This window comes from Pseudomonas sp. GW821-FHT02C04 (assembly GCF_059421845.1).
In genome coordinates, this window is sequence record NZ_JBWKVT010000004.1 from 269854 (window position 1) to 285076 (window position 15223).

A 15223-nucleotide genomic window follows, 5' to 3' on the forward strand; every position below is an offset into this window, starting at 1 on the left:
CCTGGTTCGGCCCCGCTTCGGGGCTGCTCAGGGATATCGACCATGCAATGGATGTTCATGTTGATCGGGCTGCTGCTCGGTTGGCTGCTCGACGAATCGTTCAGTTCTGCGCTATTGGGCGCGTTGCTGGGCCTGGCAATCGGGCAGACGATCCGCATCATGCGGCTCGGCTCACAAGTGGCGGAGCAACAGCAGCAACTTGAACAGGCGAAGGTGGCTTTGCAGGGCGTCGCGCAGCGTCTGTATTTGCTGGAGGGATCGCCCTCGCATGCGGTACCGGCGCCAGGCGTAGAGCCGGTCAGCGAACCTTTCGTCGAGCCGGTCGATATCGTCGAAGAAGCGTCGGCCCCCGAGCTGGTCTGGGAGCTACCGCCCGAACTCGAACCTCTCTCAGCCGTCGCCAGTGAAGCCAGTCAGCCGCTACCGGCCGATGTCTGGCGTCTCGACGCCGTTACCCCTGAAACCCCGGAAACCCGACAGCCAGCCGAACCCCGTGGCCCGAACTTCATCGAGCGCGGCATCAGCGCTGCGCGCAACTGGCTGTTCGGCGGCAACACCGTGCTGCGGGTGGGCGTTGTGCTGTTGTTCTTCGGCCTGGCCTTCCTGCTGCGCTACGCCACCGAAGGCATGGTGGTGCCGATCGAAATGCGTTACGCCGGGGTCGCGGCAGCGGCGCTCGGGTTGCTGGCGCTGGGCTGGTGGTTGCGCCATCGCAACAGCAGCTACGCATTGATGCTGCAAGGCACCGGGATCGCGGTGTTGTACCTGACGGTGTTTGCGGCGATGCGTCTGCACCCGCTGCTCGATCCGTCCGCTGCGCTGGGATTGCTGGTGGCGGTCACGGTGTTCTCGGCCATTCTGGCGATCACCCAGGATTCCCTTGCCCTGGCCTGCGTCGCCGCATTGGGCGGTTTCGCCGCGCCGATCCTGACGTCCACCGGCGCCGGTAACCATGTCGCGCTGTTCAGCTATTTCGCGCTGCTCAACGCCGGCATTCTGGCCATCGCCTGGTTCAAGGCCTGGCGCCTGCTCAACCTGATCGGTTTCGCCGGTACCTTCGGCATCGGTTTCGCCTGGGGTGTGCGTTCGTATGCGCCGGAACTGCTGTGGAGCACCGAGCCGTTCCTGATTCTGTTCTTCCTGATGTACCTGGCCATCGGCCTGCTGTTCGCCCGACGCAAGTTGCTGGACATGCCGGATGCCCCGGCGGAGGGCGATCGTGAGGCGCTGCTGAATTGGTCGGCGCGCAAGGGTGATTACGTCGACGGCACGATGCTGTTCGGTCCGCCGTTGGTGGGTTTCGGCCTGCAATTCGCGTTGGTGCAGCATCTGGAATTTGCCGCCGCGTTCAGCGCGTTGGCACTGGGCATGATTTACATGACGCTCGCTCGGGTGCTGATGGGCGGCCGGGCGTTGTTGCTGGGCGAGACTTGCCTGGCGCTCGGCGTGATTTTCGCCAGCCTGGCGATACCGCTGGGGCTGGATGCACGCTGGACGTCCGCCGCCTGGGCGGTGGAGGGCGCGGGGATTTTCTGGCTTGGTCTGCGTCAGCACCGGCCGTTTGCCCGCGCCTTCGCGTTGCTGCTGCAACTCGGTTCGGCGCTGGCGTTTCTCAGCCAGTTGCGTGTCGGCGAAAGCAGCCTGCTCGACGGTGCACCGCTGGGCGCGCTGATGCTCGGCATTGCGTTGCTGTTCAGTTTCTATCAACTGCGCAAAGCCCCGGCGGAACACACCTCGGCGTGGGAACGCCAAGGTTTGCCCGTGTTGGCGAGTCTGGGCCTGACCTTCATTTATCTGCTGGCGCCGCTGTTTTTCTTCACCCACGGCACTGCGATCAGTTGGGCGCTGGCCGGGTTGGTGACCTTGTTCGTCGGCTTGCGCCTGCAATCGCGCACGTTCCTGTTCACCGCATTTGCCGTGCAGTTGCTGGGTGGTGCTTTGTTCCTGTTGCGCCTGCAAGGGGCGGGCGAGGACTCGGCAGCCGTGTTCAGCGCCGGTTGGAGCGGTTTGCTCAGCGCCTCGCTGATCGGTCTGGCGCTGATCGCCGGCATGCTGCTGGCGGCGCGTGACGAGATGGTGCGCAACGATGTTCGTCTGCTGCGCGGTTTGTCGGTGGTGCTGTTGGCGGGGTTGGTGCTGATCAATCTGGCGGTGTTGTTCGTCCTGCCATGGCAAACTGCGAGCGCCGTGTGGGCGGCCAGTGGGTTGCTGATTATCTGGCTCAGCCTGTACCTCAAGCAGCGCGTGAGTTTTGTCTTCGGTCTGCTGCTGCAACTGATCGGCGGCGCGGCGTTTTTGCTGGCCGGTCCCGAGCTGCTCGGGCCTCTGTCCAGCGAAGGTCTGCGACCGCTGGCCCATGGCGGGTTCTGGACGCCGCTGGTGCTGGGGCTGGCGGCGATGATCGGGGCGTGGCGCCTGCAACTGGGCAATCACGCTTCGGCGTTCGATGTGCTGAGTTTGCAGCGACTGTCCGAAGTGTTGCTGGTGTGGGGCGCCGGTTGGTGGGCGCTGGCGTGGGTCAGCGAAGTGCTGCGTTTTGCGCCGCTGAATCTGCAGGCAACGCTGTTGCTGCTGGCCGCCGCGCTGAGCGTCGCGTTGTGGACGCTGTTGGCGTTGCGCCTGAAATGGCCGTCGCTCGGTCTGCTCTGCACCTTGCTGATTCCGGCAGCGGGGCTGGTGTTGCTGGCCGCGTGGCACTCGCGTTATCACCCGGCGGCCAACGTCGGCTGGCTGGCGTGGGTAGCAGTGTTCGCGGTGCATTTCTTCAGCCTGCGGCGTCTGGCGCCGATGTTGCCGGCGCGGGCCTTGAGCACGGCGCATGTGCTCGGTTGCTGGCTGCTGATCGGCGTGCTGGCGCTGGAGCTGCGCTACGGCCTGCTGCTGTTGTCCGAGCAATACAACGCCTGGCGCTGGCTGGGCTGGGCGATTCTGCCGAGCGTGTATCTGTTGCTGATGGCCGCGCCGCGCAACTGGCCGTGGCCGGTGGCGGCTTTCCCTCGCGAGTACCGCTTGTACGCGGCGGCGCCGCTGGCGGTGTTGATGCTCGTCTGGTTCTGGCTGGCGAACGGAGTGAGCGACGGCAACGCCGAACCGCTGCCTTACGTGCCGCTGATCAACCCATTGGAGCTGGGCCTGTTGATCGCGTTGTTCAGCGTTTATGTCTGGTCGCGCAACGCGGTAACCGAGTTGTCGATCCGCAAGGATTACGCCGCTCACGCCTCGCAACTGATCGCCGGTGTTTCGCTGTTCGCCTTCTGGACCGCGTTGGTGACCCGCGCCGCGCACCATTGGGCGGGGATTCCGTTCGAGCTCGATCTGTTGCTCGAATCGATGCTGGTGCAGGCCGGGTTGTCCATCGTCTGGACGCTGATGGCGCTCGGGCTGATGATCGGCGGGCATCTGCGTCATCGCCGCGAAGTGTGGCTGATCGGTGCGGCGCTGATCGCGCTGGTGGTGGCCAAACTGATTTTTGTCGAATTGAGCAACCGTGGCGGGCTGGCCCGGATCGTTTCGTTTATCGGCGTCGGCGTGTTGCTGCTGGTGGTGGGCTACTTCGCGCCGCTGCCGCCCAAACGCGTCGAAGCTGCACCGGAGGCGGACAAACCGGCCCCGGAAACCGAAGGAGTGTCGTCTTGAGTCGCAAGCTTAATCTGGGGTGGCTGTTGCTGGGCGTGGCCATGACGGCCGGCGCCCAGGAAAAACCGGCGGACTTCGCCGCGCAGGTGCCGTTGTCGGTCAGTGGCGCAGGCCCGTGGTATCGCCTCGAACTGCCGCTGAGCGTGCAGTTGCAGGCGCGTCAGACTGATCTCAGCGACCTGCGGGTATTCAACGCCGCCGGAGAGCCACAGGCCTATGCGCTGGCCCGGGAATCGGCGCAGACTCGCGACGACGGTCAGTTGAGCACGGTGAAGTGGTTCCCGCTGTACAACTCGGCGGATGCCACTGAGCGCGCACCGAGCGTGCGCGTGCAGTCCACCACCACCGGCACGCTGGTGGAGGTGCAGCCGTCCAGTCAGCTTGAAGCCGGTGAAGAAGTGCTGCGCGGCTGGCTGCTCGATGCCAGTGCGATCAAGGCACCGTTGCAGCAACTGATCCTCGACTGGACCAGCGAGCGCGACGGCTTCCAGCGTTTCAGCATCGAGGCCAGCGACGACTTGCAGCACTGGCAAGCCTGGGGCGAAGGCCAGGTCGCGCGCCTGACCTTTTCCGATGAGCGCATCGAGCAGCATGAAGTCGCGTTGCCGGGGCAATCGGCGCGTTATCTGCGTTTGCTGTGGGATTCGTCCACTGCGGCCCCGACCCTGACGTCGGCGCAGTTGAAAAGCAGCGACCCGCAAAACCTGCCGTTGCCGCTCGTCTGGTCGCCGGCGCTGGCCGGCAGCAGCACCAAGGCCGGGGAATACACCTGGCAGCTGCCGATGGGGCTGAATGTCGAACGGGTCCAGGTCGAGCTGAAGCAACCCAACAGCCTGGCGCCGGTGACGCTCTCGGGGCGCCGGGAAACCAGTCTGCCGTGGCAGCCGTTGAGCAGCGGCTTGCTCTATCGCCTGACCCAGAATGGCCAGGACGTGGTGCAGAACGAATTGCAGCTCTACGGGCAGACCGTCCAGCAGTTGAAACTGACGGTCGACGAACGCGGCGGCGGCCTCGGCGAACAGGCGCCGAGCGTCAAGTACGCGGTGCGCGCCACCCAGGTGATCTTCCTCGCACGCGGCGACGGGCCTTACAGCCTGGCGCTGGGCAATCCGACGGTGAGAACGGCGAACCTGCCGCTGACCACGCTCATCCCCGACTTCAAACCGGAGAAACTGGCCACACTTGGCAAGGCGACGGTGCAGGGTGAGGCGGTGGCGACCCAGACTTCGACGGCCACCTCGGCGGCTGCAACCGACACCAACTGGAAGAAATTCGGCCTGTGGGCGGTGTTGCTGCTCAGTGTGCTGTTTCTGGCAGCGATGGCGTTCAGTCTGCTGCGCAAGCCGCCGGCCAAGTCCTGAATATGACGGGTGTGGCCTCTACACCCGTCGGGTTTCCAACTACGCTGAATCCGGTGCATGAACTCTCTCGGTTCGATCACGTCTGATAGCAGGAATTGCACCCGACGCACGTTACCGGGCGTCATTGCTCGCTACGGTTTCAGACTCCCTGTAAACTGCGCGGGTTTTTAGCCCCCCATTCCACCGGAGCCGTCCATGTCCCGCGTTACCCTGAGTCGCTATTTGATTGAGCAGACCCGCAGCAACAACACTCCTGCCGATCTGCGCTTCCTGATCGAAGTGGTGGCGCGTGCCTGTAAGGAGATCAGCCACGCCGTGTCCAAAGGCGCCCTGGGCGGCGTTCTGGGCAGCATGGGCACTGAAAACGTGCAAGGTGAAGTGCAGAAGAAGCTCGACGTGCTGTCGAACGAGATCCTGCTCGAAGCCAACGAATGGGGCGGTCACCTGGCCGGCATGGCGTCCGAGGAAATGGACAACGCCTACCAGATCCCGGGCAAATACCCGAAAGGCGCCTACCTGCTGGTTTTCGACCCGCTGGACGGTTCGTCGAACATCGACATCAACGCGCCGGTCGGCACCATCTTCTCGGTACTGCGTTGCCCGAACGAATACCTGAGCCAGAACGAGCCTTTGAATGAAAAGGCCTTCCTGCAGCCAGGCACTCAGCAAGTGGCTGCCGGTTATGCCATCTACGGTCCGCAAACCATGCTGGTGCTGACCCTGGGCCACGGTGTGAAAGGCTTCACCCTGGACCGCGAAATGGGCAGCTTCGTCCTGACTCACGAAGACATCACCATTCCTGAAAGCACCCAGGAATTCGCCATCAACATGTCCAACCAGCGTCACTGGGAAGCCCCGGTACAGCGCTACGTTTCGGAACTGCTGGCCGGTGAAGAAGGCCCGCTGAAAAAGAACTACAACATGCGCTGGGTCGCGGCGATGGTTGCCGACGTACACCGCATCCTGACCCGTGGCGGTCTGTTCATGTACCCGCGCGACAGCCGCGAGCCATCCAAACCAGGCAAACTGCGCCTGATGTACGAAGCCAACCCGATGTCGTTCCTGGTGGAACAGGCGGGCGGCGCTTCCACCGACGGTCACCAGCGCATCCTCGACATCAAGCCAGAAGGCCTGCACCAGCGCGTAGCGGTGTTCCTCGGCTCGAAAGAAGAAGTTGCTCGCGCCACGGCTTACCACAAGGAATAAACCATGACCGCGCCCTGGCAGCCGTTGCTCGATTGGTGGTTCGGTCACTCCGAGTCAGCCACTGAAGTGACGGCGCAACAGGGCAAGTTGTGGTTTGGCAAGAAAGACAGCCAGGACCTCGAAGCGCGTGAGCGTTTCGGGGTCTTTGTCGATCAGGCCCTCGCTGGCGAATTGACCGAGTGGACGCAACGTCCCGAAGGTTGGTTGGCGGTGGTGCTGCTGCTCGATCAACTCCCGCGAATGATCTTTCGCGATACTCCCAAAGCTTTCTCTGGTGATCTAAGGGCACAGAAGCTGGTTGCTCAGGGGATTGCTGCAGACTTCGATCGGCAGTTGAAACCGATCCAGCGCCTCTTCATCTACCTCGTCTTCGAACACTGCGAAAACCTCGCGGTGCAGAATGAAGCCGTCTCGCGATTCATCGAACTGGTGGCTGAACAGCCGGAGGCGGAGCGCGGGGTGTTTGCCGACAACCTGGATTATGCCGAGCGGCATCAGCGGGTGATTGCGCGGTTTGGGCGGTTTCCGCATCGCAATGCGGTGTTGGGGCGGGTGTCTACGGCGCAGGAGTTGGCGTTTCTCAAACAGCTTGGGTCAAGTTTCTAGCTTGTCCGCGTCCACTTTATCCAATTCAAGAAACAAGTCTTCAACGTCTCTGTACTTTTCTTGATCAATCTCGTCGGCACCCAATGCAAGGATTGCCAGTAAAGTAGTTTGATCTGAATCCGTGCAATCGTGTTTCTTGTTCATTAGCCACATCTCCTTGCGAATCGCGGATTACATTTTCGGCCTTCTGCGTCATGTATACCGCTATCGCGGGCAAGCCCGCTCCCACAGTGTTTGATGTGAAACACAAATTGTGTAAACACACATTACCTGTGGGAGCTACGGTGCGACGACTCGACTTGCCAGCGATGAGGTCAGTAGCCGCGCCTCAGATCCGGAAGCTGCCCACCAACTGCTTCAACCGCGCCGCCTGCTGCTCAAGATCCGCACAAGCGCGCAACGTCGCCTGCAAGTTCTCCACACCTTCCTGGTTCAGCGTGTTGATCTCGTTGATGTCGACGTTGATCGACTCGACCACGGCTGTCTGCTCTTCAGTCGCCGTCGCCACCGACTGGTTCATGCCGTCGATCTCGCCGATGCGCTGGGTCACGCTTTCCAGGCGTTCGCCGGCCTGGTTGGCGATGCCGACGCTGCTTTCGCTCTCGCGCTGGCTCTCGGTCATGATGCCGACCGCCTGGCGCGCCCCGATTTGCAGCTCTTCGATCATTTTCTGCACTTGCTGCGCCGAGTCCTGGGTGCGGTGCGCCAGGTTGCGTACTTCGTCGGCGACCACGGCGAAACCACGACCGGCCTCACCGGCACGGGCCGCTTCGATCGCAGCGTTGAGCGCCAGCAGGTTGGTCTGTTGGGAGATGCTGGTGATCACTTCCAGAATCTGCCCGATGTTCACGGTGTTGCTGTTCAGGGTTTCGATGTTGCCGCAGGAATCGCTGATCTTCGCCGACAGCTGCTGCATGGCGTGGATGGTTTTATCCACCACCTGCTGGCCGTCTTCGGCCAGGCTGCGCGCATCGCTGGAATGTTGCGAGGCGAGGGCAGCGTTCTGGGCGATTTCCTGGGCGGCGGCGCCGAGTTGATTGATCGCGGCGGCCACGCTGTTGGTGCGCGAGGCTTGCTGGTCGGAGTTGAACATCGACGAGTTGGACGCCGCGACCACGCGCAGGGCGACTTCGTTGACTTGCCCGGTGGCCGACGACACTTCGCGGATCGAAGTGTGGATACGCTCGACGAAGCGGTTGAACGACAAGCCCAGCGCACCGAATTCGTCGTGCCCGTGGATGGTCAGGCGTTTGGTCAGGTCGCCTTCGCCTTCGGCGATGTCATGCATGGCGCGACCCATGGTCAGCAGCGGTTGCATCAGGACGCGGATCAGCATGCCGAGCAGGGCGATGATGATGACGACGGCGATGACCATGGCGATCAGTGCCGAGGTGCGGAACTCGCTGAGCATCGAGAACGCGGTGTCTTTGTCCAGCACCAGGCCCACGTACCAGTCGGCCGACGGTACGCCGTTGACGCGAGTGAAGGAGATCAGTTGGGTCTTGCCGTCGAACTCGACTTCCTTCAGGCCCGGGCTGACTTTTGGTGCACCGTTGGGATAGGCCTCGGCCAGCGTCTTGAGCACCAGTTTGCTGTCCGGGTGGATCAGGATCTTGCCGTCGGCACTGACGATGAACGCGTGGCCATGGCCGCCGAAGTTCAATGAGTTGATGATTGCGCTGACACTCGACAGATCAATGTCGGCACCGGCCACACCAATCATCTGGCCTTGGCGCTGCACCGGAGTGGCAACGGTAATCACCAGTTTGCCCGACGAAGCGGCGATGTACGGTTCGGTGACGATGGTCTGTTGGGCGCTGTTCGCAGCCTTGTACCAGCCACGGGCGCGCGGGTCGTAATCCGGTGCGCGGTTGCCGGCCGGCACCGAGAACATTACGCCGTCGGCACCGCCGAAATAGCTGAGCTGGAAATTGCCGGTGTAGGCGGGCAGGTCGATGATGCGTTTCAGGCTCGCCGGGGCATTGCCGTCGGCGACAACCTGCTGCGACATCGATTGCAGCAACTGGATGCGGCTTTCCAGCCAGGTCTGGATGTTGCTGGTGGTCAGGCTGCCCAGTTCCTGCATTGATGCTTCGGTGCTGCTTTGCAGGGCTTCGCGTTGTCGATAGTCGTTGAACAAAATGAAACAGGCGAACGCAACGGCCACCACGAGGGCGGCAGCCAACAAGATCTTGTGGCTGAATTTCATGTTTCTGGTCATTAAGTGAGCTACCGCGAAGGGGCTGGTCAAGAAAGGGCGGCAATTTGCCACACTATCGGGCTTTGCGCTGCTCTTATTTCGACCGCGGCGCGCCAAAGATTAGGCGGCTTTTGCGAAAGGCGACGAAATGCTCAATAGCCCTACAAAGTGTCTGATTTGCCGATGAATGCCGGACGAGCGGGCTAACAAATAGCCATGTGCCCAGGGAACCAGACAGGGGTTTTCTCTTCTAAGCTTCTGGTTGGCGCCATGCCATCCCCCTTCCGTTCCAGGAGTTACACCATGTCGCTGCGATCTATCGCCCTTCTGTCGTTTTGCGTGCTGTTGGCCGCATGCAGCAAGGTCAATCAGGAAAACTACTCGAAGCTCTCGGCCGGCATGGCCAAGGCCGAAGTGGAGACGCTGCTCGGCAAGCCCACCGATTGCTCGGGCGCGCTCGGCATGTCCAGTTGCACCTGGGGCGACAAGAACAGCTTTATCAGCGTGCAGTACGCCGGTGACAAAGTGTTGATGTTTTCCGGCCAAGGCCTGAAGTAAACCGGGGCTACGCGCCCACGGGAGAAAAACAATGAAGCGGTTATTGCTTGTCCTTTTTGCCGGCCTGGTATTGGCCGGCTGCGCCACGACCGGTGAAGATCCGCTGGCGCCCAAGACAGTCCACAGCGTCAATCTCAAGCGTTATCAGGGCACCTGGTACGAGTTGGCGCGGCTGCCGATGTATTTCCAGCGCAACTGTGCGCAATCCGAAGCCCGCTACAGCCTCCAGCCTGACGGCAACCTCGGCGTGTTCAATCGTTGCCTGACCAAGGACTGGCAGTGGGAAGAGGTGAAGGGCACGGCTTATCCACAGGTGCCGGGCAAGACCGACAAATTGTGGGTCGAGTTCGATACCTGGTTCTCGCGCTTGATTCCGGGTTCGGCGAAGGGTCAATACTGGGTGCTGTACGTCAGTGACGACTACAAGACCGCCATTGTTGGCGACCCGAGCCGACGTTACCTGTGGCTGTTGTCCCGCACGCCGACCGTCAACGGTGTGGTGCGCGAAGAACTGCTGAGCAAGGCGCGTCAGCAGGGTTACGACACCACGCGATTGATCTGGCGGGCGTCGGATCAGCAGATGGCCAAGACGTCCAACTGACGCGCAACAAAAAACCTGTGGAGGTTGCCCTCCACAGGTTTTTTTGTGTCAGCCCAAAAGGTCTCGCAGGACCTGGGTGAAGGCGCGATTGCTGTCTTCCTCCCCGGCATGTCGCCCGTCACGCACGACCCACTGACCGTTGACCAATACATCGCGCACCTGACGGTCGCCACCGGCAAACAGCCAGCGATTGAGGATCCCGTCACCGCTGGCCGTGGCCAAATATGGATCGTTGCCATCGAGCACAATCCAGTCGGCGCGTTTGCCGACTTCCAGCGCGCCGATTGGCTGGCCCAGCGCCTGGGCACCACCGTCCAGTGCCGCGTCGTACAAGGTACGGCCGACCATCGGCTGATCCGCGCCATACAAGCGGTTGCGCCGTTGATCACGCAGACGCTGGCCGTATTCCAGCCAGCGCAGTTCCTCCACCACGCTCAACGACACGTGGCTGTCGGAGCCGATACCCATGCGTCCGCCCTGAGCCAGGAAATCCACCGCCGGGAAAATCCCGTCGCCAAGGTTGGCTTCGGTGGTCAGGCACAGGCCGGCGATGGCGCGGCTCTTGGCCATCAGCGTGACTTCTTCCGGATTGGCGTGGGTGGCGTGCACCAGGCACCAGCGCTGATCGACTTCGGTGTTTTCGTACAGCCATTGCAGCGGACGGCGACCGCTCCAGCTCAGGCAGTCGTCGACTTCCTTTTGCTGTTCGGCGATGTGGATGTGCACCGGGCATTGCTTGTCGCTGGCCGCCAGCACTTCGCTGATCTGCTGCGGCGTGACTGCGCGCAACGAGTGGAAACACAATCCCAGCGACTGAGCCTTTTCTTGAGCCAGCAGCGGTTGCAGGCGTGATTGCAGTTTCAGGTAGTTTTCGGTGCTGTTGATGAAGCGGCGCTGGCCTTCGTTCGGTGTCTGGCCACCGAAACCGCTGTGGCTGTAGAGCACCGGCAACAGCGTCAGGCCGATGCCGGCGGAGCTCGCGGCCTGGCTGATGCGCAACGCCAGTTCGGCCGGATCGGCATAGGGCTGACCGTTGTGATCGTGGTGAACGTAATGGAATTCGGCGACCGAGGTGTAACCGGCCTTGAGCATTTCGATGTACAGCTGACGGGCGATGACGCCGAGCTGGTCCGGGCTGATTTTTCCGACGAGCCGGTACATCAGATCGCGCCAGGTCCAGAAACTGTCGTTGGGATTACCGGCCACTTCTGCCAGCCCGGCCATCGCTCTCTGGAACGCGTGGGAGTGCAGATTCGGCATCCCCGGCAGCAGCGGGCCGCCCAACCGTTCGGCGCCATCTGCGGTGGAATCGGCCTGGACTCGGGTCAACACGCCTTCGGCGCTGACCTCGAGACGTACATTGTTGGCCCATCCGTTAGGCAGCAGCGCGCGTTCGGCAAAGAAGGCGGACATGGTTCAGCACCCCATCGTGTGTTATTTGTATATACATATACAGACGTTTGCCTGCCCGGTAAACTCCGGCAAGCTAGCAACCTTATCCAATGAACAGGGATCCACCGTGCCGACTCCGCCTCCAGTCTCTCCGTTGGCCGCGAACATGGGCGACAGTCCGGCGCCCTTGTACGCCCGCGTCAAACAGATGATCACCCAGCAGATCGACAGTGGTAACTGGCCGCCGCATTACCGCGTGCCGTCGGAAAGCGAGCTGGTCAGCCAGTTGGGCTTCAGCCGCATGACCATCAACCGCGCGCTGCGGGAAATGACCGCCGACGGTTTGCTGGTGCGCATGCAGGGCGTCGGCACGTTCGTCGCCGAGCCGAAGAGCCAGTCCGCGCTGTTCGAGGTGCACAACATCGCCGACGAAATCGCCTCCCGTGGCCATCGCCACACTTGCCAGGTGATCACCCTGGAAGAAGAGGCCGCCGGTTCCGAGCGCGCCCTGGCGCTGGACATGCGCGAAGGGCAGAAGGTGTTCCACTCGCTGATCGTGCATTACGAAAACGATATTCCGGTGCAGATCGAAGACCGTTTCGTCAACGCGCTGGTCGCTCCGGAATACCTCAAGCAGGACTTCACCCTGCAAACGCCTTACGCCTATCTGAACCAGGTCGCGCCGCTGACCGAAGGCGAGCATGTGGTCGAAGCGATCCTCGCCGAGCCGACCGAATGCAAATTGCTGCAGATCGAAAAAGGCGAGCCGTGCCTGCTGATCCGTCGCCGTACGTGGTCGGGCCGTCAGCCGGTGACGGCGGCGCGTCTGATTCACCCCGGTTCCCGTCATCGTCTGGAAGGTCGGTTTCATAAATAAAAAGCATAAATAGAGAGCATAAATGAGCGAGTTGAAGGTTCTACGCGCCGAAGGTTACCCGCGCATGCCGTGGAAAAACGGCGGCGGCAGCACCGAAGAAATCACCCGTGACGCCGGTGCCGGCCTTGACGGCTTCGGCTGGCGTCTGTCGATTGCCGACATCGCCGAATCCGGCGGCTTCTCGACGTTCACCGGTTATCAACGGGTGATCACGGTGTTGCAGGGCGATGGCATGACCTTGTGTGTCGACGGTGACGACACTCGGCCGCTGTTACCCCTCGACCCGTTTGCCTTCAGCGGTGAAAGCCAGGTGTCCTGCACCTTGCTCGGCGGCGCGATTCGCGATTTCAACCTGATCTACGCACCGCAGCGCTACAGCGCGCGTTTGCAGTGGCTGGATGACGAGCAACGGTTTTTCAGCTCCGCCGCCACTGTTCTCGTCTTCAGCGTCAGCGAGTTGCTGGAAGTGACGGTCGGTGACAGCGCTTCGCAACTTGGCCGGCATGATTGCCTGCAACTGGACGGCAACACCGGTCTGGTGGAAATCGCCGTCAACGCGGGCTGCTGTGTGATCGAACTGACTGCACACTGATACTTCTGCGCATGTAAAAACACATTGTGGCGAGGGAGCTTGCTCCCGCTGGGCTGCGAAGCGGCCCCAGGCTGGTATTCGCCAGAACTGGGAGCCCTTCGGTCTCCAGCGGGAGCAAGCTCCCTCGCCACATTCGCATTTCAAGTCCTGTTTCCCTCAGCGCACCAACTTGTTACCGAACGCCCCAGCGTGGCGCAAAACCACGTTTATGAACCAGCCTCCTGCTTGCTCAAACCAACCTCGCGAAAAAATTCATACACGCCACAACCCTTGATTCAGGCGTCCTCCAGCCGTGCCCGGCATTTTTGTTGAACAGCCCTCCAACAAGTTGGCCGCTCGATTGCATATGCTTGTATGTACAAGTAAAGACGTATGCGTATGAGTCGTTAGAGGTTCTCCGCAGCGTCCCTGATTCGCTTGTCGCGCATTGAAGCGCACAAGCCGCTTGCCCATCGCCAGGGTTGGTTTGAATTGATCGCTGAGGAGTCTTTTTCGTGACTGACAATAAGCCTACAAAATATCGTGACGTCGAAATCCGTGCATCGCGCGGCAACACGCTGACCGCCAAAAGCTGGCTGACCGAAGCGCCGCTGCGCATGCTGATGAACAACCTCGACCCGGAAGTGGCCGAGAACCCGAAAGAGCTGGTGGTTTACGGTGGCATCGGCCGCGCCGCGCGTAACTGGGAGTGCTACGACAAGATCGTCGAAAGCCTGACCAACCTGAACGACGACGAGACCCTGCTGGTGCAATCCGGCAAGCCGGTCGGCGTGTTCAAGACCCACAGCAATGCGCCGCGCGTACTGATCGCCAACTCCAACCTGGTGCCGCACTGGGCGACCTGGGAACACTTCAACGAACTCGACGCCAAGGGCCTGGCCATGTACGGCCAGATGACCGCTGGCAGCTGGATCTACATCGGCAGCCAGGGCATCGTCCAGGGCACCTATGAAACCTTCGTCGAGGCCGGTCGCCAGCATTACAACTCCAACCTCAAGGGCCGCTGGGTCCTGACCGCCGGCCTCGGCGGCATGGGTGGCGCCCAGCCACTGGCTGCAACATTGGCCGGTGCCTGCTCGCTGAACATCGAATGCCAGCAGGTGAGCATCGATTTCCGCCTGAAAAGCCGTTACGTCGACGAGCAGGCCAAAGACCTCGACGACGCCCTGGCCCGCATCGAGAAGTACACCAAAGAAGGCAAGGCTATCTCCATCGCCCTGCTGGGCAACGCCGCGGAAATCCTCCCGGAACTGGTCCGTCGCGGCGTGCGTCCGGACATGGTCACCGACCAGACCAGCGCCCACGACCCGCTCAACGGTTACCTGCCGGCCGGCTGGACCTGGGACGAATATCGCGCCCGCGCCAAGACTGAACCGGCCGCTGTAATCAAAGCCGCCAAGCAGTCGATGGCGGTGCACGTCAAAGCCATGCTGGACTTCCAGAAGCAAGGCATCCCGACCTTCGACTACGGCAACAACATCCGCCAGATGGCTCAGGAAGAGGGCGTGGAAAACGCTTTCGACTTCCCGGGTTTCGTCCCGGCCTACATCCGTCCGCTGTTCTGCCGTGGCATCGGCCCGTTCCGCTGGGCGGCGCTGTCGGGTGATCCGCAGGACATCTACAAGACCGACGCCAAGGTCAAAGAGCTGATCCCGGACGACGCCCACCTGCACAACTGGCTGGACATGGCCCGCGAGCGCATCAGCTTCCAGGGTCTGCCGGCGCGGATCTGCTGGGTCGGCCTGGGCCAGCGCGCCAAGCTCGGCCTGGCGTTCAACGAAATGGTTCGTCGCGGCGAATTGTCGGCACCGATCGTGATCGGTCGTGACCACCTCGACTCCGGTTCGGTCTCCAGCCCGAACCGCGAAACCGAATCGATGCAGGACGGCTCCGATGCGGTCTCCGACTGGCCACTGCTCAACGCGCTGTTGAACACCGCGAGCGGCGCGACCTGGGTGTCGCTGCACCACGGCGGCGGCGTCGGCATGGGTTTCTCCCAGCACTCGGGCATGGTGATTGTCTGCGACGGTACGGATGAAGCGGCCGAGCGTATCGCTCGCGTCCTGCACAACGACCCGGGCACTGGTGTGATGCGTCACGCCGATGCCGGTTACCAGATCGCCATCGACTGCGCCAAGGAGCAAGGGCTGAACCTGCCGATGATCACCGGCAAATAAAAACCGGCGGGAGCGAG

At 61.9% G+C, this 15223-nt stretch carries 12 protein-coding genes; 9 read left to right on the top strand and 3 right to left on the bottom strand.

Features of this window, described 5'->3' with window-relative positions:
• Nucleotides 1–42: 42 nt before the first annotated feature.
• The 4 genes from AC07VV_RS16920 to AC07VV_RS16935 all read left to right on the top strand — a co-directional run bounded on the left by AC07VV_RS16920 (nucleotide 43) and on the right by AC07VV_RS16935 (nucleotide 6809).
• Nucleotides 43–3636, top strand: a complete 3594-nt coding sequence (locus AC07VV_RS16920) for a DUF2339 domain-containing protein (RefSeq protein ID WP_495036873.1) — start codon at nucleotides 43–45, stop codon at nucleotides 3634–3636.
• Nucleotides 3633–4997, top strand: a complete 1365-nt coding sequence (locus AC07VV_RS16925) for a DUF3999 domain-containing protein (RefSeq protein ID WP_495036874.1) — start codon at nucleotides 3633–3635, stop codon at nucleotides 4995–4997. Before AC07VV_RS16920 ends, AC07VV_RS16925 begins: the two co-directional genes overlap by 4 nt.
• Nucleotides 4998–5192: 195 nt before the next feature.
• Nucleotides 5193–6203, top strand: a complete 1011-nt coding sequence (locus AC07VV_RS16930) for a class 1 fructose-bisphosphatase (protein WP_495036875.1) — start codon at nucleotides 5193–5195, stop codon at nucleotides 6201–6203.
• A 3-nt stretch (nucleotides 6204–6206) separates the two neighbouring features.
• Nucleotides 6207–6809, top strand: a complete 603-nt coding sequence (locus AC07VV_RS16935) for a DUF924 family protein (RefSeq protein ID WP_495036876.1) — start codon at nucleotides 6207–6209, stop codon at nucleotides 6807–6809.
• On the opposite strand, the gene AC07VV_RS16940 is transcribed toward AC07VV_RS16935, so the two are convergent.
• Together AC07VV_RS16940 and AC07VV_RS16945 are read right to left on the bottom strand one after the other, a co-directional pair.
• Nucleotides 6798–6953 carry a hypothetical protein gene (locus tag AC07VV_RS16940; RefSeq protein WP_493065859.1) on the bottom strand — a complete coding sequence of 52 codons (156 nt, stop codon included), beginning with the start codon at nucleotides 6951–6953 and terminating at the stop codon, nucleotides 6798–6800. The genes AC07VV_RS16935 and AC07VV_RS16940 overlap by 12 nt on opposite strands.
• A 184-nt stretch (nucleotides 6954–7137) precedes the next feature.
• A complete protein-coding gene (locus tag AC07VV_RS16945) occupies nucleotides 7138–9030 on the bottom strand; it encodes a methyl-accepting chemotaxis protein (RefSeq protein ID WP_495036877.1) in 1893 nt (630 codons plus the stop codon).
• Nucleotides 9031–9312: 282 nt separating this feature from the next.
• Between AC07VV_RS16945 and AC07VV_RS16950 the strand changes: the two genes are divergently transcribed.
• Both AC07VV_RS16950 and AC07VV_RS16955 read left to right on the top strand, forming a co-directional pair.
• Nucleotides 9313–9567: a hypothetical protein gene (locus tag AC07VV_RS16950; RefSeq protein ID WP_007952486.1), complete on the top strand. Its 255-nt coding sequence runs from the start codon at nucleotides 9313–9315 to the stop codon at nucleotides 9565–9567.
• Between the two features lie 31 nt (nucleotides 9568–9598).
• Nucleotides 9599–10168, top strand: a complete 570-nt coding sequence (locus tag AC07VV_RS16955) for a lipocalin family protein (RefSeq protein ID WP_102622652.1) — start codon at nucleotides 9599–9601, stop codon at nucleotides 10166–10168.
• A gap of 48 nt (nucleotides 10169–10216) precedes the next feature.
• Here AC07VV_RS16955 and AC07VV_RS16960 read toward each other — a convergent pair whose 3' ends face one another.
• Complete coding sequence (locus tag AC07VV_RS16960; RefSeq protein ID WP_495036878.1) at nucleotides 10217–11581, bottom strand: formimidoylglutamate deiminase; 1365 nt, start codon at nucleotides 11579–11581, stop codon at nucleotides 10217–10219.
• Between the two features lie 145 nt (nucleotides 11582–11726).
• On the opposite strand from AC07VV_RS16960, the gene hutC reads away from it, so the two are divergent.
• The 3 genes from hutC to hutU all read left to right on the top strand — a co-directional run bounded on the left by hutC (nucleotide 11727) and on the right by hutU (nucleotide 15206).
• A complete protein-coding gene (hutC, locus tag AC07VV_RS16965) occupies nucleotides 11727–12437 on the top strand; it encodes a histidine utilization transcriptional repressor HutC (protein ID WP_173861404.1) in 711 nt (236 codons plus the stop codon).
• 22 nt (nucleotides 12438–12459) lie between these two features.
• Nucleotides 12460–13029: a HutD/Ves family protein gene (locus tag AC07VV_RS16970; RefSeq protein ID WP_495036879.1), complete on the top strand. Its 570-nt coding sequence runs from the start codon at nucleotides 12460–12462 to the stop codon at nucleotides 13027–13029.
• A gap of 494 nt (nucleotides 13030–13523) precedes the next feature.
• Complete coding sequence (hutU, locus tag AC07VV_RS16975) at nucleotides 13524–15206, top strand: urocanate hydratase (protein ID WP_495036880.1); 1683 nt, start codon at nucleotides 13524–13526, stop codon at nucleotides 15204–15206.
• Nucleotides 15207–15223: the final 17 nt, after the last annotated feature.

Coding starts and splice junctions, on each gene's coding strand:
- AC07VV_RS16920 (WP_495036873.1), top strand. CDS start 43: ATGCAATGGATGTTCATGTTGATCGGGCTGCTGCTCGGTTGGCTGCTC.
- AC07VV_RS16930 (WP_495036875.1), top strand. CDS start 5,193: ATGTCCCGCGTTACCCTGAGTCGCTATTTGATTGAGCAGACCCGCAGC.
- AC07VV_RS16935 (WP_495036876.1), top strand. CDS start 6,207: ATGACCGCGCCCTGGCAGCCGTTGCTCGATTGGTGGTTCGGTCACTCC.
- AC07VV_RS16940 (WP_493065859.1), bottom strand. CDS start 6,953: ATGAACAAGAAACACGATTGCACGGATTCAGATCAAACTACTTTACTG.
- AC07VV_RS16945 (WP_495036877.1), bottom strand. CDS start 9,030: ATGACCAGAAACATGAAATTCAGCCACAAGATCTTGTTGGCTGCCGCC.
- AC07VV_RS16950 (WP_007952486.1), top strand. CDS start 9,313: ATGTCGCTGCGATCTATCGCCCTTCTGTCGTTTTGCGTGCTGTTGGCC.
- AC07VV_RS16955 (WP_102622652.1), top strand. CDS start 9,599: ATGAAGCGGTTATTGCTTGTCCTTTTTGCCGGCCTGGTATTGGCCGGC.
- AC07VV_RS16960 (WP_495036878.1), bottom strand. CDS start 11,581: ATGTCCGCCTTCTTTGCCGAACGCGCGCTGCTGCCTAACGGATGGGCC.
- hutC (WP_173861404.1), top strand. CDS start 11,727: ATGGGCGACAGTCCGGCGCCCTTGTACGCCCGCGTCAAACAGATGATC.
- AC07VV_RS16970 (WP_495036879.1), top strand. CDS start 12,460: ATGAGCGAGTTGAAGGTTCTACGCGCCGAAGGTTACCCGCGCATGCCG.